Here is a 17,189-nt window from a genome sequence, read left to right as displayed (position 1 = left end):
GCTTGGTCTCAGGTCTCCCAAGCCCGCCGGTAGGGGCCGGTGGAGACCGCTTGACAGGCCTGGTCAGCCTTCGTAGCCTCGGCGAACCGTGAATCGTTTCACGGTGAATGGGGGAACCATGCGACGCGCGAAGCTCCCTCGACCTCGTCGCGAGGGTTGGCGTCACCGCGAGAACTCCGCGGCCTGGTTCATGCTTCTCCCCGCGTTCCTTCCCTATGCCGCGTTCGCACTGGTTCCCATCGCCTGGCTCATCTACTACAGCTTCCACCGGTGGAACGGCTTCACCGAGCCGACGTTCGTCGGTCTTGACAACTACGCCCGCGTCGGTCGGGACAGCCAGTGGTGGGAATCCGTCGTCACGACACTGCAGTTCACCGGAGGACGCCTGGTGCTCGAGGTGCCGCTGGCGCTGGCGCTGGCGTATGCCTTCTTCCGCGGCGTGCGTGGTGGCACGATCCTGCGCACGATCTACTTCCTGCCCTACGTCCTCTCCCCCGCGATCATCGGAATCGTCTTCGGGTTCCTCCTGCGCCACATCGGCGGGCCGTTCAACCAGGTCCTGCTGGCGACCTCGCTCGTCGACTCCCCGGTCAACTTCCTCGGCGACGCGACGAACGCCCTGCTCAGCCTCATCGGCGTTGGCGTGTGGGCGCATGTCGGCATCAACATGCTGTTGTTCTTCGCCGGCATGATGACGATCCCGACCGAGCTCACGGAGAGCGCCGCGGTCGAGGGGGCCGGCGAGTGGCAGACGTTCCGGCACATCGTCCTGCCGATGCTCATGCCCGTCGCGCGGATCGTGGTCCTCATCTCCATCATCGGCATCCTGCGGTCGTTCGACCTGGTCAAGACACTCACCGACGGCGGCCCGGCGCGAGCGACCGACGTGATGTTCACCTACATCTACCGGTTCTTCTTCGAACCGACGGCGATCCCGCAGATCGGGTACGCGGCCGCACTGGGCGTGTCCGCGAGCGTGGTGGTCGGCGTCGTCTCGGTGGCGTACCTGCGTCTGGTCAGGAGGCACGAGGCATGAGCGCGAGGACCGAGGCTCCCGCACGCGAGGAGCAGCAGGTGTCCGCCGGTGCACACCGAGTCCCCGGCCGGCGACCACGACGTACGCCGGCCGGATGGGTGCGGGTGAGCGTCCTCTTGATCCTGCTGACAGTGCTGGCCGCCGGCATGCTCACCCCGCTGGTCTTCGGACTGCTCGCATCGTTGTCACCGCTCGACCAGATCATCTCCACTCGCCCTGGACTCCTTCCGCGCACCTGGGAATGGTCGAACTATCTCGATGCCTGGACACGGTCCAACTTCGCCCGCTACTTCCTCAACAGCGTCCTCGTCACCACGGGTGTCGTCGTCTTCGACACGTTCGCCTCCAGCATGTCCGGCTACGTGCTGGCGCGTAAACGCCTGCCGGGCCAACGGATACTCGAAGCGGTCTACATGGCGACGCTGTTCATCGGCCTCACGACCGCGATGCTCTATCCGCAGTACAAGATCGCCCGCGCGCTCGGCATCGACAACCTGCTGGGCATGACGTTCGTGGAGTACGCCGGAATCATGGTGATCCACGTCTATCTCGTCAAGGCGTTCGTCAGCGGTCTCGGCACGGAGATAGAGGACGCGGCCCGGGTCGACGGTTGCGGCTTCTTCGGCACCTACCGCCGCGTCGCCCTCCCCTTGATGGCACCGATCCTCGTGACCACCATCGTGCTCGGCTTCCAGGCGTCGTGGAACAACTACCAGGTGCCGTTGGCCTTCTCTCTCGCCGCGCCCGACCTGCGCACACTGATCGTCGGAGTCTCGGCACTGCAGTACGACGCGGTGGAAGGAATGGCGGCCTACAACGTCGTGCTCGCCGGTGCCAACATGGCGCTGATCCCGATCGTGGTGGTATTCATCGTCCTGCAGCGCTTCTTCGTCCGCGGCTGGACCGAGGGAGCGGTGAAGGGATGAGCGGGCTTTCGGACCAGGGGGATCGACGGATGAGCGGGCTCCTCGCCGTCGACGGTCTGCCCTACCGCCTACTCGCCGGCTGGGTCGCTCTGCTCCGCGCCAGCGTGGTGTGGCTGCTGCTGTGCCTGCCGGTGGTGACGGCACCCGCGGCCACCGTCGTGTTGGTGCGTACCGTCACGACGATCGCGGACGGAACCTCCACGCCGACCCTCGCCGAGAGCTGGGGGGAGGCCCGCGCCTGCTTCGCTTCGGCCCTGCGCCTCGCCCTTGTCACCGTCGCGGGTTCGGTCGTCACGGCGTCCGCGCTATTCGGTCCCTCGCCCGGTGGCAGCTGGGGCGCCGTACTGCCGATGGTCGTCGTCCCGGTCTCCGTGACCTGGTTGATCGCCGTCCAGTGGAGTTTCCCGCTGCTCGCGGTACGCGGGAACGGCGCGCGTGATGCGCTGCGTTGTTCGTACCTGCGCGCGATCCGGCGGCCCGATCTCGCCGCCCTGTGCGCGGTGGGGACGGCCGCGCTCCTCGTCGTCGGAGTCCTGCTACCGACCACGGTCTGGGTTCCGTACTGGCTCAGCGTTCCGGCGCTGTGGGCCTGGCTCGCCACCGTCACCAGCGGGCGCGCCACTCCACGCCCGGACGCGACCGTCAACGAGTTTTCCCAACGAAGGGAGACAACATGAGATTGCGCAGTGCTGCGGCGCTGACCGCGGCCGGACTCGTCGCGGCCCTCCTGGCCGCCTGCGGAGGTGACGGCGGGTCGACCGGCGACGGGTCCGACGGTGGGGACGTCAAGACCGTCGTGGTGTGGGACCGAGCCGGCGCCGAGGCGAGCGCGCGCCAGGCGTTCTTCAAGAAGTGGAACGCGAAGGAAGGGCGCGAGCTCGGCATCAAGGTGCGGTTCGAACCACAGGCGACCGAGAAGTACGAAGAAATCGTCCGGCTCGGCTTCCAGACAGAACGGTCGCCGGACATCTTCCACGCACCCAGCGCGCAGATGGGTGGCTTCGTCGCGGCGGGCTGGGTGCAGCCATTGGACGGCCTCGTCAACGACAAGTTGCTCGAAGACGCCGATCCCTACCTCCAGGACACCAGCGAGCTCGTGTGGGGCGGGCGGCCGTACGCGATCCCGACGACGACGTTCACCGTACGGCTGGCCATCAACCGTGAGCTCTTCGAGAAGGCAGGGCTCGATCCGGACGACCCACCGACGACCTTCTCCGAGGTCGAGGAGGCGGCACGGGCCATCACCAAGGCCGGCGGCGGCGATGCATACGGCGTCGGTCTTCCGATGGGCTGGGTCGGCTTCCAGGGATGGACGCTCGACCTGCCGATCCTCTCCGCGTACGGTGACCTGGCGCAGAACGGCCTCTTCAACAAGTCCACGGGGAAATTCGAGTCCGAGAAGTACGCATCGAGCGTCGAACACTTCCGCACCCTGATCAAGGACAAGACCGTCTATCCCGGTGCGGAGACGATGGACTATGACGTCTTCCTCTCGTCGTTCGCCGAGGGCAAGGTGGGCATGGTTCTCACCAGCGGGAGCATCGTCGGCGGACTTCAGCAGCTGGATTCGAAAGTCGACCTCGGCACCGGCCCGATTCCCGTTCCCGACGGCACGACCCCGGTCCGGTCGCCGATGAACGCGGGCTTCCCCGTTGCCATCTCCTCCAGGACCGAGGAACCGGAGGCCGCGGCGACGGTGTTCGGGGTGCTGGTCGGCCCGGAGATGCAGGAGACGCTCGCCAAGAACGGCATCCCGCCACTGAGCGAGGAGGCATGGGACTCACCGGTGGCCAAGGAGAACGCCTCTCTCCAGCTGTTCCGGCCGACAGACAACGACCAGCAGTGGCCGAAGAATCCCGGCTCCGTGCTCAGCCTCGAAGGCAAGGACACCGCGACGACGGTCATCGGGTTGATTCTCGAGCCCGACACCGATGTGGACGCCGGGCTGGCCGAGCTGGCCACGCGGTACCAGAAGGCATGGGAGACCGGAGTCGAGAACGGCGAGATCGAACCCAAGGAGTTCGGCCGCTGACCTCGAGTCCGACCGAGGGCACGGCCCCGGCTTGTTGGAGGTATCTCGCCTTCTTTGGCGAGATACCTCCAACAAGGAAGAGGCGGCTACCAGTGACCGCGGTGGACTACGTGGTCGGAGCTGCGGCGGCCGCGTTTCAGTGACGGTGAAGGCCGGTCCGGCGCCCGATGGCCGAGCGCCACGACACCGATCGGCGTGTGGTCCTCGGGTACGCCGAACTCCTTCCGGAAGGCGGCTGTGCGCTCAGGCGGGATCCCGAAGAAGCAGGCGCCGAGACCCTCGTCGGTGACGGTGAGCAGCATGAGCAGGGCAGCCATGCCGGTGTCGATGTGCCAGTACGGCACCGGCCACCGGGTCTCGCCGCGATCGGTCCAGCCCTTGTCGGTTTCGGCGTACCGGTCGAGGTATGCCCGTTTGCACGACAGCGCCACCACCAGCACGGGCGCCCGTCGCATGCCCTCCGACCACGTGTCCGAGCCGCCGCCCGGCGGTGTCGTCGCGGCCCAGAACCGGTCGATCCCCTCTCGAGTTTCCAGCACGAGGAAGGCCCAACCCTGGCTGAACCCCGCCGACGGCGCGCGGACCGCATTGTCGAGGATCCGCTCGACGGCGGCGGGATCGACCGGCCGGGAGGGATCGAAGTTTCGGACCATCCGGCGCTTGCGTACGACCTCGGAGAACTCCATACCGACCAGCCTGCCCGAGCCACACCCAGCGGTGGTCCCCAGGCCTCGTGTCGCGATCACCCGAGCACACTGGTGCGGTTCGTCACAGCCCGGCACCGGTCGCCAACAGGCCGCGCCGCGCAGCACGGGCATGACGGCGCCGGCACGCATCCGCCTGTGGGGAGAATGGCGCATGGCCGAAGGCGTTGGACAGCATGCCCGAGGGTGACACCGTCTGGCTTTCTGGGCGCAGGCTGCATGCTGTCCTAGCCGGGCGTAGGCTCACGGCCGCTGAGCTGCGGGTGCCCCAGCATGCGACCGACGATCTCACCGGCCGCCTGGTACGCGAAGTAGTGTCGCGCGGCAAGCACCTGCTGACCCGGATCGAGCCCGATCTGACCCTCCACACCCATCTCGGCATGGAAGGGACGTGGCGGATCGAACGGGCCGGCGCGCGATGGCCCGGCACTCGCGAGCCGGTGCGGGTGATCCTCGCCAACCAGGCGGCGGTCGCCATCGGGCGACGGCTGGCTCGGGTGGACCTTCTCGCCACCGCCGCCGAGGCGACGGTCGTCGGCCATCTGGGGCCGGATCTGCTGGGAGGTGACTGGGACGCCGACGAGGCTGTCCGCAGGCTTCTCGTCGCACCCGACCGTCCGATCGGCGAGGCCGTCCTCGACCAGGGAAACCTCGCCGGCATCGGAAGCCTCTATCGCACCGAACTGCTATTTCTGCGCGGCGTCCACCCGCTGACACCGGTGCGCGACGCCGGCGACCTGTCGCGGATGGTGCGCCTGGCCAGACAGCTGCTCTGGACCAACCGCGACCATCCCGAGCAGGCGACGACCGGCAACCTACGCCGGGGACACCAGCACTGGGCATACGGACGCGCCGGCGAACCCTGCCGCCGATGCCGGACACCGATCCGGCGCGGCGAGGTCGGCCCGGCGGGCAAGGAACGCGTGGTCTACTGGTGCCCGTCGTGCCAACCCGCCCGATCGCAAAACAGCGCGGGCCCTTCGGAGTAGGTCGAGGGATCCACGGCGGTTCCCGACCAGCGTCAGGCGGCGACCACCACGGCGCGGTGTGCGTTGGCGGCCTCGACGGGGGTGTCGTCGATCTGTCCCGATTCGATCCGGGCCTTGTCGACATGTGCCGGCTCGATCCGGGACTTGTCGATTCGGCGGGTCTCGATCTGGCTCGTCTCGATTCGACGGCCCTCGATTCGCTTGCCCTCGATGAGCTTGGCGTCGATCTGGGACGCTTCGATCCGCTTCGCGGTGACCTTTGTGATCGTCGACGAGGGGACGGTCGCCGGGACCAGCGGGGTCTCGATCTTGTCGATCTCGTCGCTGACCTCGCGGAGCACGTCGGACAGGGGCACCTCGAGAGCGGCACAGATCGCGGCCAGGAGCTCGCTCGAGGCCTCCTTCTGCCCGCGCTCGACCTCGGAGATGTAGCCCAGGCTCACCCGGGCGTCGACGGAGACCTCGCGGAGGGTGAGCCCCTGCCGCAGGCGCTGGCGGCGTAGAACGCCACCCAGCAGGTGACGAACCAGGACCATGGGCGCTCCCCTCTCATCTCCAGGCCGGAAGCCCGAAACCGTCGCAGACGCGGCGCGACCGGACGTGTGCACTTCCCCAAGCTGCACCCACCGTACCCGGGATCGGTTCGCCATGACGACACCGCACCGCCTACGGTCCGCTCAGATGCGTACGCTCATGGCGTAGATCACGACCTTGCGTTGTCGCGCACCACGGTGTCGGCGAGCATCTCCAGCGCGGCCGCGACGGCGGATCCGCGGATCGTGTCCCGATCGCCGGTCAGCTGGTACCGGCGTACGACAGGCCCTCCGGGTCCCACACAGCAAACGTCGACGGTGCCAACAGGCTGCTCGCCATGAGCCTCCGGTCCAGCTACCCCGGTGGTGGCGATGCCGTAGTCGGCGCCAAGTCGGTCCCGCACGCCGACCGCCATCGCCTGCGCCGTGGCCGGATGCACCGGACCGTGCCGCTCCAACACCTCGTCGGGTACGCCGAGCAGGGCCGCCTTCAGGTCGACGGAGTACGCCACCACGCCGCCGCGGAAGACCTTCGACGAGCCCGCCCGGGACGTGAGGGCGGCAGCCACCAGACCACCGGTGAGCGACTCGGCGGTCGCGACCGTGGCACCAACCCTGTCCAGCAGGCCATGACAACGGCCGGCCAGGTCACCGACTGGCGGGGTGCTCAACTCCGCCCACTCTGCCGGAGCCGGAGCGCGCGGATGACGTAGTCCAGGCCGGTGATGACGGTCAGCGCGACGGCGAGCCCCATGGTCAGCTCGGCCAGCAGCCTGGGCAGACCCTCCAGCGGGAGCAGATACAGGCTGATCGCGACCGTCTGCAGCAGAGTTTTCGCCTTACCGCCGGGACTCGCGGAGATGACGCCGTAACGGATCACCCAGAACCGCAGCACCGTGATGCCGAACTCACGGGCCAGCACGAGCGCCGTGATCCACCAGGCGAGCTCGCCGAGTAGCGACAGCCCGACCAGGGCCGCGCCGACCAGAGCCTTGTCGGCGAGTGGGTCCGCGACCTTCCCGAAGTCGGTCACCAGACCGCGACGCCGCGCCAGCTCCCCGTCGAACTTGTCGGTGAGTGCCGCGAACACGAAGACGCCGAAGGCGACATAGCGCAGGGAGGCGTCGCCCGGCTCGGCGCTGGTGAAGAGCAACCAGCAGAAGATGGGTACGAGGGCGATCCGCAGGACAGTGACGGCGTTGGCGACGTTCCACGCGCTCACACGGCGTTCAGACACCTGAGTCACCCGCGATCTCCTCCAGCCGGCACCGAGGCCAGTTCCGCTTCCGGATGACCGTCGTCCGGCGGCAGGGCCGACGCGATCAGGTCAACCCCGTCGGTGTCGACGACGCGGGCACGCACCAGCTCACCTACCGTCGCCGACACCACACCGTCGAGGCGGGTGGTGCCGTCGACCTCGGGTCCCTGGTGGGCGGCACGCCCTTCGACACCACCGTCACCGGCGCTCTCCACGAGCACGTCGACGAGCTCGCCGATCCGGTCCTCCGCCCGTTGCGCGGTGAGCTCCTCGGCCAGCTCGGTCACCCGCTGGACCCTGGACGCGATCTCGTCCTCGTCGAGCTTGCCGGAGTATGTCGCCGCCTCGGTGTTGTCCTCGTCGGAGTAGCCGAAGACCCCCACGACATCCAGCCGCGCCGCCTGGAGGAACTCGCACAGCTCGTCGAAGTCCTCAGCAGTCTCGCCGGGAAAGCCGACGATGACATTGCTGCGGACGCCAGCGGTCGGGTGGGCGGCCCGGATCTGGTCGATCAGCGCGAGGAACCGTGCGGTGTCGCCGAAGCGCCGCATCCGCCGCAGGATCGTGGGGCTGGCGTGCTGGAACGACAGGTCGAAGTACGCTGCCACGCCAGGCGTCGAGGTCATCGCCTCGACCAGTCCGGGCCGCATCTCCGCTGGCTGAAGGTAGGACACCCGGACCCGGGAGATCCCCTCGACGGCGGCGAGCTCAGGCAGCAGGTGGCTCTCGAGGAGGCGGAGGTCGCCGAGGTCCTTGCCGTAGGACGTGGAGTTCTCGCTCACCAGGAAGAGCTCGCGGACGCCTTGCCCAGCGAGCCAGCGGGCTTCGGTGAGGATCTCGGTGGGTGGGCGGGAGAGGAAGGCACCGCGGAACCGAGGGATCGCGCAGAACGTGCACCTTCGGTCGCATCCGGACGCGAGCTTCAGCGGGGCCAACGGGCCGGTGCCGAGGCGGCGGCGGTACACCCGTGGCCCGGCCGCCGGTGCGATGCCGTCGGGCAGGTCCGGTCCCGTGCCGACATCTCCCGTGCCAACGGCTGGCGCCGAATAACCGCGGGTTCCCGAATCACTGTCCGGACGTACGACGGCATGCCCGGGCACGGCGACTCCCCCGGTCGCGGCTCCCCCGCGCGCGGCCGGGGTGAGCGGGAGCAGCTTGCGGCGGTCCCGGGGCGTGTGCGGCACGTGCGAATCGCCGGCGAGAACGCCTCGGAGCCGGCTCGCGATGTCGGGGTAGTCGTCGAAGCTGAGGACCGCGTCGGCCTCGGGCAGCGCCTCGGCAAGCTCCTCGCCGTAGCGCTCGGCGAGGCAGCCGACGGCGACGACGGCCTGCGTACGCCCCGCGTCCTTGAGGTCGGCAGCCGCGAGCAGCTGGTCGACGGAGTCCTTCTTCGCCGCCTCGACGAAGCCGCAGGTGTTCACGACCACCGCGTCGGCGTCCGCGGCGTCGTCGACGAGAGCGAACCCCGCCCCCGCGAGGCGGCCGGCCAGCTCCTCGGAGTCGACCTCGTTGCGGGCGCAGCCGAGAGTCACCATGGCGACGGTGACCGGTGCCACCGTCGTCGGGGTCGTCGTGCCCTCCGCGGTGGAGGTGGCGCCGGGACGAGTCATCGGCGCCCATCTTTCCGTACCACCGCTCGTGCGGCTAATCCCCAGTCCACCCTGCCTCACATATCGGACAAATCGAGCTCCGCTAAAGGCACCCGCGCTCGCTCAGCGCCCGATGCTCTCCAGCATCCCGCGGATGTAGCCGAGCGCGAACAGTCGTCCGTAGAGGGAGTAGCCGGGATGCGCGTTGCTGTCGCCCTCGACCGTCGGCACGTGGTCGGGACGCATCGGCCCGTCGAAGCCCACCTCGTGATAGGTACGCAGGCACTCGAGCAGGTCAGTCGGCCCGTCGTCGTGCCAGGTCTCCACGAAGTCGACAACCGTGCCGCGGACGTCGCGGAAGTGGACGAAGAAGATCTTCTCCTGCCGGCCGAACTTCTTGATCACTGCCGGAATGTCATCGGTCATCAACCGGAAGTTTCCCTGGCACAGGGTGATCCCGTTGACCGGACTGGGCACGAGGTCGAGCAACCGCTGGTAGTTGTCGACGCTGCGCATGATCCGGCCGACGCCGCGGATCGGCGAGAGCGGCGGGTCGTCGGGGTGCATGGCAAGCTTGACGTTCGCCTGCTCGGCCACCGGAACGACCCGGCGCAGGAAGTACTCCAGCGTCTCCCAGAGCGTCTCCTCGCTGAGCGGCCCCGCTTCGGCAGGCGGAGCGGCCTGCATCAACGCATGGTCGTAGCCGCTCACCAACGAGCCACCACGCGACGGGACGGCGGTGTTCGTTCGCAGCCAGTTGAAGTCGCTCATCCACTCGTAGCACCAGACCGGGATACCGAGCCGGCCCATGTTCTCGATCAGCGTGCAAACAGCGTCGATCTCCTCGTCACGGCCCGGCAGCCCTCGCTTCGCCTTGACCAGCGGCGGTCTGGCCTCGATGGCGGCGAGCCCCAGCCCTGCACTTTCGTACCGCTGCTTCATCGACAGCAGCGGCGCGAAATCCCAGGGCTGGTCCGTGCCCCGCCGGTCCGGTCCGTTGGTCTGCGGAAGTCCGCCGATCGCCCACTCGACTCCCGCCTGGACGACGAGCCGGCGCAGTGTCGACGAGTCCGGACCGGGTGGAACCATCTCCGCGAGCTTCATGGCGTACTCCTCGTTCTGCAGGTTCGGCAGGACTTCGGAGGTCCGGCAACCCTGGCGGACCCGGGGCGGATCAGGTGTCGTGGGTCCAGCCGAGGAGTTTGGCGGCCTTGCCGCAGTCGTAGAACCCGGCGTGGCCTTCCAGGGACCGACGGAGTGGAACGTCGGGGTAGAACCGTGACCGCAGCTCCGCCGACGGCACCGACGTCGTGGTTGTGGGCGCGACGACGAAGAACGCCTCGTGGCCGGTGAAGTCGGCGGTCAACGCCGACAGGAACGCCCTGGCGACGGCATGGATGTCGACCCAGCCCCACAGATGCCGCGCCTCCGTCCGAAGCCGGTCCTCGGTGGGTTCCTCCTCCGCGCGCGGCCGGATCCTCGGGTGCTCGGCCCGGGCACCGTGCAGGCGGATGCTCGCGATCGAGAGGTCCGGGTGGAGGCGGGCCATCGCGTCGGCCTGCTGCTCGCCGAGCCACTTCGACAGGCTGTACGCATCCTCGGCGTAGCTCGGATGGTCCTCGTCGACCGGGAAGTAGTCGAACCTCGGCGCCCGGCTGTAGTAGCCGCCGATGGCGTTGATGCTGGACGCCCACGCCACCCGGCGGATACCGACCTCGGCAGCGGCCAGAAAGGCGTGGTAGCTGCCGAGGACATTGTTGGCGTGAACGTCGGCTGCCTGCCTCCCCCACGGACTCGGGATCGCCGCGAGGTGGATCAGCGCGTCGCAGCGGTCGATCTGCGCGGTGAACGCCTCGAGATCGGTGACGTCGAGCCAGGCGACCGGCGCTGCGGCGTCGGTCGTCCCGTCCGGCGTGACGAACGTCGACGGGGGCACGGGGGTGGCATCGGCGGCCGGCCCGGGATCGGGTGGTGCCGCTGTCGCGCGATCAAGGGCAACGACCTCGTGACCACCGGCGAGCGCGGCCGCCACCACCGCGGTTCCGATCCTGCCGCTCGCACCTGTGACGGCGATCCGCAAGCGCTCTCCTCCATGATCATGGTCCCGGTCATGTCGTCGTCAGGGACTCTACAGCCCGACAACCCCGGCGTTTTCTTCGAAGGCGGACGGGCGGACACCGACACCCTGCCGCGTGCGGCAGCCCGCTCCGGCGAAGGTCCTACGACGGTGGCCGGATGTCCTGGCGCAGGTATCCAGAACGCCCTCGGCACGGAGGACGAATTCCCCCGTCCGCCGGTCCCTCGAAGGGGGCACTGTTGACGACGGGTAGCCGCGGTCCGGCGCACCGCCCGCCACCCGGCCCTCCCCCGAATTCGGCGCCAGAGGTGTTCCGATCGTGACGCCATACTCCTTCAGGCTCTATGTGGCCGGACAGACCGAACGGACCGAGGCGGCGGTCCGGGACCTGCGCTGGTTGTGCGAGTCGGCGCTTCCCGGTCGCTACGAACTCGAGATCATCGACGTGGTCGAACGCCCGGACCTCGCCGAGAGCGAAGGCATTCTGATCGCACCGACCGTCGTCCGGTTGATGCCACTGCCGCAGCGCTGGGCGTTCGGAGACCTCTCGGACCGGCACCGCACGGCGGCCGCCCTCGGATTTCCCGTCATGGAGGAGGCCGGATCGGGTGGTGACCGCAGGTGAACCAGGACCCGCGCCACCTCGCTCGTGTCCCGACAGGTATCAGCGGGTTCGACGAGCTTGCCCTCGGCGGGCTCCCCGCGGGTCGTTCCACCCTGGTGACCGGGACCGCAGGCAGCGGCAAGACGCTGTTCGCGCTGGAGTTCCTTGCCCGGGGAATCCAGCGATTCGACGAGCCCGGGGTCTTCGTCACCTTCGAGGAGAACCCGGACGACGTCCGTACCAACGCGGCGGCGCTCGGACTCGACGTCGAGACGTGGGAGAAGGAAGGGAAGTGGGCGTTCGTCGACGCCTCCCAGGACAAGACCAGGCGTGCCGCCCACCTGGGCCCCTATGACTTCGGACCGCTGATCGCCCGCATCGAACATGCCATCCGCAAGACCGACGCCCACCGGGTGGCGCTGGACTCGATGGCCGCGATCCTCACCCGGTTCACCGACGTCGCTGACGTCCGAGACGAACTGTTCCGCGTCGCCTCGGCGCTCGACGACCTCGGTGTCGTCACGGTGATCACCGCGGAGAAGTCCGAGGAGTACGACACGACGTCACGTCACGGCGTCGAGGAGTTCGTCCACAGCAACGTCATCACGATGCGCAACGTGCTCGAACACGAGCGGCGCCGCCGCACCATCGAGATCCTCAAGTTCCGTGGCGCTCCCCACCGCACCGGCGAGTGGCTCTTCGCCATCGATCCCAACGAAGGGATCCTCGTCCTCCCTCTGGCCTTCGTTCCCGCCCGCCACCGCGCCTCGCGGGTGCGCATCTCCTCCGGAATCCGGGAACTGGACGTCATGTGTGGCGGCGGATTCTTCCAGGACGCCCTTGTGCTGCTCACCGGTCCGACCGGCGCGGGCAAGACCCTGACCTGCCTGCAGTATGCGAGTGCCGCTGTCGAGGCCGGCGAGCGTTGCCTTTTCTACACCTTCGACGAGACCCGTGAGCAGCTTGGCCGCAGCGCCGCCAGCTGGGGCATGGATCTCGATGCGATGGAGAGGTCGGGGAAGCTGAAGGTGGTCGCGAAGTACCCGGAGATGTCGTCGCTGGAAGACCACTTCAGCCAGCTACGGCATGCGATCGCCGACTTCGATCCGGCCAGACTCGTCATCGACACCCTGTCGGCGCTCGAACGGGTGGCCACACCGCGCACCCTGCTGGACTTCCTCACCGGACTGGGCTCGGTCCTGCGACAGCGCGACATCACCACGCTCCTCACCGCGCTGCCTCCTGACCGTGCCCGGCTCATGACAACGGGTTCAGCCGCGATCGAGGTCGCGGGTCTCACCGACGTCACGATCCGCCTGCACTACTTCGAGGCCGCCGGGGAGAACCAGCGCACCGTCAGCGTCGTCCAGGCACGTGGCACCGCCCACGACGAACGCATCCGCAGGGTCACGATCGACGAGACCGGCCTCCACATCGGCCGACCGGTGAGCGAGGAGTCCGGGTGGGTCGACGCCGACAGCGGCCGAGGCGTACGCACCGACGGAGACGAGGACGCGGTCCAATGAGCGGCATCAGAGACCGGCGACCAGACGTGCCGCAGCCCGCGGCCCAGCCGACGCCCGGCCCGGATCAGGCGCATCGGGGGCCGCACCCGCCTGACGAGGCCGCACAGGTGGTCGAGGACAGGATCGACGAAAGGCTTGCCGAAGGGGCCGAGGAAGGGCTCGCCGAGACGATGCCGACGGCTACGGTGGACCAGGACGCGGGACAGGTGGCCGTGACTGCCACACCGGACGGAATCGTCGCGATCGGTCCGGACGGCATCATCCGGTTCTGCAACCCCGCGGCCGCGACGTTGCTGGGCCGCCGGGTCCACGATCTGATCGGCGCTCCGGTCGGCTTTCCCATCGTCCCGCACGGGTCGAGCGAGATCGACGTGGTGAGGCCCGACGGTCGGGCCTCCGCCGTCGAGATCCAGATCACCACCACCGCCTGGGGCAACGAGTTGCTCTACATCGCGGCGATGCGTGATGTCACCCATCGCCGGCACGCGGTACGGACCCTCCAGGCCGCCCTCGACCAGCGCGATGTGGTGATCGCTGTGACGGCCCACGAACTCAATGACCCGCTCTACGCCATTGCCCTGTCCCTCCGGCTCCTGCGTACCGCCAGCGGCAAGGACGAGCGTGACGAGCTCATCGACCGCATCGCCGAACGCACCGAACACCTGCAGACGCTCGTCAACAAGCTGCGGACAGCCTCGAAGATCGACGCGCAGACCTCGCAGGTGAGCGCCGAGCCGGTCAACGTGCTGGAGTTCGTCCTCGAACGGCTGGGGGCGTTCGACCGGCGGTACCAGGACGTCGAGCTGGCGTGCAGCCCCGACACCGTGATCCTCGTCGACCGGCACACCTTCTCGGAGATGCTCGCCAACTATCTCGACAACGCGCTCGCCTATGGGCAGCCACCCATCGAGGTGGAGGTCAGCGAGGAGGGCGACGACGTGGAGATTCGCATCCGCGACCACGGACCGGGTGTGCCCAAGGAGTTCGAGCCCCACCTCTTCGAACGCTTCAGGAGGGGGCCGGAGGCTCGCCAGCACGCTGACGGCACCGGGCTGGGGCTGTGGATCGTGCGCAATCTCGCCCAGGCCAACGGCGGCGAAGCGTGGTACGAGCCGGACGACGATCGCCCGAGCTTCTGTCTCCGGCTCCCCCGGGCACCAGGTCAGGAGTCAGCGGAGCCGACTCCGCAGCCGGGGCGGAGAGAACGCGTCAGTCGGAGTCGCCGCGCAGGGTGAGGAGGAACTCCTCCAGGTCGTCGGGCTTGACCAGGACGTCGCGCGCCTTCGACCCCTCGCTCGGCCCGACGACCCCCCGACTCTCCAGGATGTCCATCAACCGCCCAGCCTTGGCGAACCCGACCCGGAGCTTGCGCTGCAGCATCGAGGTCGACCCGAACTGGGTCGACACGATCAGCTCCGCGGCCTGGACGACGAGGTCCATGTCGTCGCCGATCTCGTCGTCGAGCTCCTTCTTGGCCCCAGGTGCTGCGGTGACGTCCTCGCGGTAGGTGGGCGTGAGCTGCACCTTGCAGTGGTCGACGACCTTGCGGATCTCGGCTTCGGTGACCCAGGCGCCCTGGATCCGGATCGGCTTGTTCGCGCCCATCGGCAGGAAGAGTCCGTCGCCCTGGCCGACCAGCTTCTCCGCGCCGGGCTGGTCGAGGATGACCCGGCTGTCGGCCATGCTGGACGTCGCAACCGCCAACCGGGACGGGACGTTGGCCTTGATGAGTCCGGTCACGACGTCGACCGAGGGCCGCTGGGTGGCGAGCACCAGGTGGATGCCGGCGGCCCGGGCGAGCTGGGTGATGCGGACGACGGAGTCCTCCACGTCGCGGGGAGAGACCATCATCAGGTCGGCGAGCTCGTCGACGATGACGAGGAGGTAGGGGTACGGCGTGAGTACCCGTTCGCTGCCGGGCGGAGGCTTCGCTTTCCCCGTGCGTACGGCCTTGTTGAAGTCGTCGATGTGCCGGAACCCGAACGCGGCCAGGTCGTCGTAGCGCCGGTCCATCTCCGACACGACCCACTGCAACGCCTCGGCGGCCTTCTTGGGATTGGTGATGATCGGCGTGATGAGATGCGGGATCCCGTCGTACGCCGTCAACTCCACCCGCTTCGGATCGACCAGGATCAACCGCACCTCGTCCGGCGTCGACCGCATGAGGATCGAGCTGATCATCGAGTTGATGAAGCTCGACTTGCCGGAGCCGGTCGCTCCCGCCAGCAACAGGTGCGGCATCTTCGCGAGGTTCGCGACGACGAAGCCGCCCTCGACGTCCTTGCCGAGCGCGACCACCATCGGGTGGTGGTCACTGCGTGCGACGCTCGAGCGGAGTACGTCGCCGAGGCTGACGATCTCCTTGTCGGTGTTGGGGATCTCGACGCCGATGGCGGACTTGCCGGGGATCGGCGAAAGGATCCGCACCTCGTTGCTCGCCACGGCGTAGGAGATGTTCCTGGTGAGCGCGGTGACCTTCTCGACCTTGACGGCGGGTCCGAGCTCGACTTCGTAGCGGGTGACCGTCGGCCCGCGGGTGTAGCCCGTCACCTGCGCGTCGATGTCGAACTGTTCGAGCACCTCGGTGAGTTTGTCGACGACCTTGTCCGACGCCTTCGAGCGGGCCTTGTGCGGCGAGCCGGGCGCGAGGACGTCTCCGGCGGGCAGGACGTAGGTCACGTCACCGGAGAGCGCCAGCTGCTCGACCCGCTGCGGCAGCGGGCTGTGTGCGGGTGCCTCGCCGGACTTGCCGCCGGACTTGCCGGCCTTGCCTTCGCTCATTGACTCGGCGGTCGCGGCGGCTGGCTCGCCGTCGGCGGCAGGGTCGGTGTCGTCGGCGGTGGTCGCGCCCTTCTTTCCGCGTTTGGCGACCTCTCGGCCTTCCAGGACCGGACTGTCGTAGGGCTTGTCGCCGGTCTCGTCGTCGCCATCCGCACCGGAGCTCGACTTGGCCATCGCGGCGATCCGGCGGCGCGCGGACCGGGACCGGCGCAGCGGCTGGGTCTGCTTGGCGTCCTCGTCGATGCTGGTCTGGTCGCCGGCGCTGTCCCCGGCCTGCGCGGCAGCAGCCTTGGGGTTGACCTTCGCCCACAGTTCCCGGCTGCGCTCGGGCAGGGCGTGTACCGGCGTACCACCCAGCACCAGGAGCCCGAAGAGCGTCAGGAGCACGAGCAGGGGCACGGCGACGTACGGAGTGAGCAGGTCGGAGGGTACCGATGACATGACATAACCGATCGCGCCACCTGCACCGACGAGGTCTTCGATTCCCTTCTCCGGCCGCGGAATGCCGTGCTGGATGTGGACGAGGCCGAGGACGCCGCCGAGGATCGCGACCCAGCCGATGAACTGCCGCCCGCCGGGACCGTTGCGGTCCGGGTGGCGCAGCGTGCGCCACGCGACGAGCAGGAGCAGGATCGGGATGGCCCAAGCGAGTGAGCCGACGCTGCCGGACACGACGACCCGGATGCCTTCGCCGACGTCGTTCGGCATGTTCCACCACACGGCGGACGCGACGACGATCGCGAGGCCGACGAAGAACAGGCCCACACCGTCGCGTCGCAGTCCGGGATCGAGCTCGCGGGCACTGGAACCGATCCGCCGGACGATGGCGCCGATCAGGTGCGCGATGCCGAGCCAGATGCCGGCGACCAGCCGGACCAGCGCCGTGGCGGCGCGCCCGAGGAGGCTCCCCTGGCGGGCGGGTGGGCGGCGGGACTGGGTCATCCGCGTCCTGCCCTGTCCCCTGCCGCGTCCCTTGTTCGCCTTCGCACGGGAACGGGACGTGCTCGCCGAGCGTGCCTGAGCACGTCGTGGGGGCGAGGACGTACGGGGAGACATAGAGAGTCAGGGTACGGGATGGCGGCGCCGGGGACCTGCTATTACACGCCGCCCAGAGCGACTGACCGAGGTCCTCTC

15 protein-coding genes and 1 pseudogene are annotated in these 17,189 nt (G+C 68.7%); 8 read left to right on the top strand and 8 right to left on the bottom strand.

Annotated features, from left to right (window positions below; translation table 11 throughout):
- Positions 1–118 precede the first annotated feature (118 nt).
- Genes ABNF93_RS05435 through ABNF93_RS05420 form a run of 4 tightly spaced genes read left to right on the top strand, consistent with a single transcriptional unit; the run spans position 119 to position 3,994 of the window.
- A complete protein-coding gene (locus tag ABNF93_RS05435; RefSeq protein ID WP_349326415.1) occupies positions 119–1,036 on the top strand; it encodes a carbohydrate ABC transporter permease in 918 nt (305 codons plus the stop codon).
- Positions 1,033–1,962 (top strand): carbohydrate ABC transporter permease, encoded by a 930-nt coding sequence (locus tag ABNF93_RS05430; protein WP_349326414.1) that lies wholly within the window; start codon positions 1,033–1,035, stop codon positions 1,960–1,962. Before ABNF93_RS05435 ends, ABNF93_RS05430 begins: the two co-directional genes overlap by 4 nt.
- On the top strand, positions 1,959–2,639 hold the full coding sequence (locus tag ABNF93_RS05425; RefSeq protein ID WP_349326413.1) for a YesL family protein: 681 nt from the start codon (positions 1,959–1,961) through the stop codon (positions 2,637–2,639). The genes ABNF93_RS05430 and ABNF93_RS05425 overlap by 4 nt, the downstream gene beginning before the upstream one ends.
- The gene (locus ABNF93_RS05420; protein WP_349326412.1) at positions 2,636–3,994 is read left to right on the top strand and encodes an ABC transporter substrate-binding protein; all 1,359 of its coding nucleotides are present in this window, start codon (positions 2,636–2,638) and stop codon (positions 3,992–3,994) included. Before ABNF93_RS05425 ends, ABNF93_RS05420 begins: the two co-directional genes overlap by 4 nt.
- 86 nt (positions 3,995–4,080) lie before the next feature.
- Here ABNF93_RS05420 and ABNF93_RS05415 read toward each other — a convergent pair whose 3' ends face one another.
- Positions 4,081–4,680, bottom strand: a complete 600-nt coding sequence (locus tag ABNF93_RS05415; RefSeq protein ID WP_349326411.1) for a nitroreductase family protein — start codon at positions 4,678–4,680, stop codon at positions 4,081–4,083.
- 194 nt (positions 4,681–4,874) lie between these two features.
- Between ABNF93_RS05415 and ABNF93_RS05410 the strand changes: the two genes are divergently transcribed.
- A complete protein-coding gene (locus ABNF93_RS05410) occupies positions 4,875–5,687 on the top strand; it encodes a DNA-formamidopyrimidine glycosylase family protein (protein WP_349326410.1) in 813 nt (270 codons plus the stop codon).
- A 302-nt stretch (positions 5,688–5,989) separates the two neighbouring features.
- On the opposite strand, the pseudogene ABNF93_RS05405 reads toward ABNF93_RS05410, so the two are convergent.
- The 6 genes and pseudogenes from ABNF93_RS05405 to ABNF93_RS05380 all read right to left on the bottom strand — a co-directional run.
- Positions 5,990–6,223: pseudogene (locus tag ABNF93_RS05405) on the bottom strand (helix-turn-helix domain-containing protein); the annotation flags it as partial.
- 167 nt (positions 6,224–6,390) lie between these two features.
- Positions 6,391–6,891 (bottom strand): CinA family protein, encoded by a 501-nt coding sequence (locus tag ABNF93_RS05400; RefSeq protein ID WP_349326409.1) that lies wholly within the window; start codon positions 6,889–6,891, stop codon positions 6,391–6,393.
- Positions 6,888–7,466: a CDP-diacylglycerol--glycerol-3-phosphate 3-phosphatidyltransferase gene (gene pgsA, locus ABNF93_RS05395; RefSeq protein ID WP_349326408.1), complete on the bottom strand. Its 579-nt coding sequence runs from the start codon at positions 7,464–7,466 to the stop codon at positions 6,888–6,890. Before pgsA ends, ABNF93_RS05400 begins: the two co-directional genes overlap by 4 nt.
- The gene (rimO, locus tag ABNF93_RS05390) at positions 7,463–9,088 is read right to left on the bottom strand and encodes a 30S ribosomal protein S12 methylthiotransferase RimO (RefSeq protein WP_502877541.1); all 1,626 of its coding nucleotides are present in this window, start codon (positions 9,086–9,088) and stop codon (positions 7,463–7,465) included. Before rimO ends, pgsA begins: the two co-directional genes overlap by 4 nt.
- 102 nt (positions 9,089–9,190) lie before the next feature.
- Positions 9,191–10,171 (bottom strand): mannonate dehydratase, encoded by a 981-nt coding sequence (locus ABNF93_RS05385; RefSeq protein ID WP_349326407.1) that lies wholly within the window; start codon positions 10,169–10,171, stop codon positions 9,191–9,193.
- A 70-nt stretch (positions 10,172–10,241) separates the two neighbouring features.
- Positions 10,242–11,147, bottom strand: coding sequence for an NAD-dependent epimerase/dehydratase family protein (locus ABNF93_RS05380; protein WP_349326406.1), 906 nt, complete (start codon positions 11,145–11,147; stop codon positions 10,242–10,244).
- Between the two features lie 316 nt (positions 11,148–11,463).
- On the opposite strand from ABNF93_RS05380, the gene ABNF93_RS05375 reads away from it, so the two are divergent.
- The 3 genes from ABNF93_RS05375 to ABNF93_RS05365 are packed head-to-tail and all read left to right on the top strand — an operon-like array spanning position 11,464 to position 14,509.
- Complete coding sequence (locus tag ABNF93_RS05375) at positions 11,464–11,769, top strand: circadian clock KaiB family protein (RefSeq protein ID WP_349326405.1); 306 nt, start codon at positions 11,464–11,466, stop codon at positions 11,767–11,769.
- On the top strand, positions 11,766–13,274 hold the full coding sequence (kaiC, locus tag ABNF93_RS05370) for a circadian clock protein KaiC (RefSeq protein WP_349326404.1): 1,509 nt from the start codon (positions 11,766–11,768) through the stop codon (positions 13,272–13,274). The genes ABNF93_RS05375 and kaiC overlap by 4 nt, the downstream gene beginning before the upstream one ends.
- Positions 13,271–14,509 carry a PAS domain-containing sensor histidine kinase gene (locus ABNF93_RS05365; RefSeq protein WP_349326403.1) on the top strand — a complete coding sequence of 413 codons (1,239 nt, stop codon included), beginning with the start codon at positions 13,271–13,273 and terminating at the stop codon, positions 14,507–14,509. Before kaiC ends, ABNF93_RS05365 begins: the two co-directional genes overlap by 4 nt.
- Here ABNF93_RS05365 and ABNF93_RS05360 read toward each other — a convergent pair.
- Complete coding sequence (locus ABNF93_RS05360) at positions 14,484–17,111, bottom strand: FtsK/SpoIIIE family DNA translocase (RefSeq protein WP_502877540.1); 2,628 nt, start codon at positions 17,109–17,111, stop codon at positions 14,484–14,486. The two genes, ABNF93_RS05365 and ABNF93_RS05360, sit on opposite strands and share 26 nt — an antisense overlap.
- Positions 17,112–17,189: the final 78 nt, after the last annotated feature.

This window comes from Actinopolymorpha sp. B9G3 (assembly GCF_040120725.1).
Lineage (GTDB): Bacteria > Actinomycetota > Actinomycetes > Propionibacteriales > Actinopolymorphaceae > Thermasporomyces.
The sequence above is the reverse complement of the archived record's forward strand: the minus strand, read 5'-3'. Positions and strand labels throughout refer to the sequence as shown.

Excerpts from the sequence above, each read along its gene's own strand:
- ABNF93_RS05360 (WP_502877540.1), bottom strand. The coding sequence starts at position 17,111 with ATGTCTCCCCGTACGTCCTCGCCCCCACGACGTGCTCAGGCACGCTCG.
- ABNF93_RS05420 (WP_349326412.1), top strand. The coding sequence starts at position 2,636 with ATGAGATTGCGCAGTGCTGCGGCGCTGACCGCGGCCGGACTCGTCGCG.
- ABNF93_RS05425 (WP_349326413.1), top strand. The coding sequence starts at position 1,959 with ATGAGCGGGCTTTCGGACCAGGGGGATCGACGGATGAGCGGGCTCCTC.
- ABNF93_RS05430 (WP_349326414.1), top strand. The coding sequence starts at position 1,033 with ATGAGCGCGAGGACCGAGGCTCCCGCACGCGAGGAGCAGCAGGTGTCC.
- ABNF93_RS05415 (WP_349326411.1), bottom strand. The coding sequence starts at position 4,680 with ATGGAGTTCTCCGAGGTCGTACGCAAGCGCCGGATGGTCCGAAACTTC.
- rimO (WP_502877541.1), bottom strand. The coding sequence starts at position 9,088 with ATGACTCGTCCCGGCGCCACCTCCACCGCGGAGGGCACGACGACCCCG.
- ABNF93_RS05385 (WP_349326407.1), bottom strand. The coding sequence starts at position 10,171 with ATGAAGCTCGCGGAGATGGTTCCACCCGGTCCGGACTCGTCGACACTG.
- ABNF93_RS05365 (WP_349326403.1), top strand. The coding sequence starts at position 13,271 with ATGAGCGGCATCAGAGACCGGCGACCAGACGTGCCGCAGCCCGCGGCC.
- ABNF93_RS05435 (WP_349326415.1), top strand. The coding sequence starts at position 119 with ATGCGACGCGCGAAGCTCCCTCGACCTCGTCGCGAGGGTTGGCGTCAC.
- ABNF93_RS05410 (WP_349326410.1), top strand. The coding sequence starts at position 4,875 with ATGCCCGAGGGTGACACCGTCTGGCTTTCTGGGCGCAGGCTGCATGCT.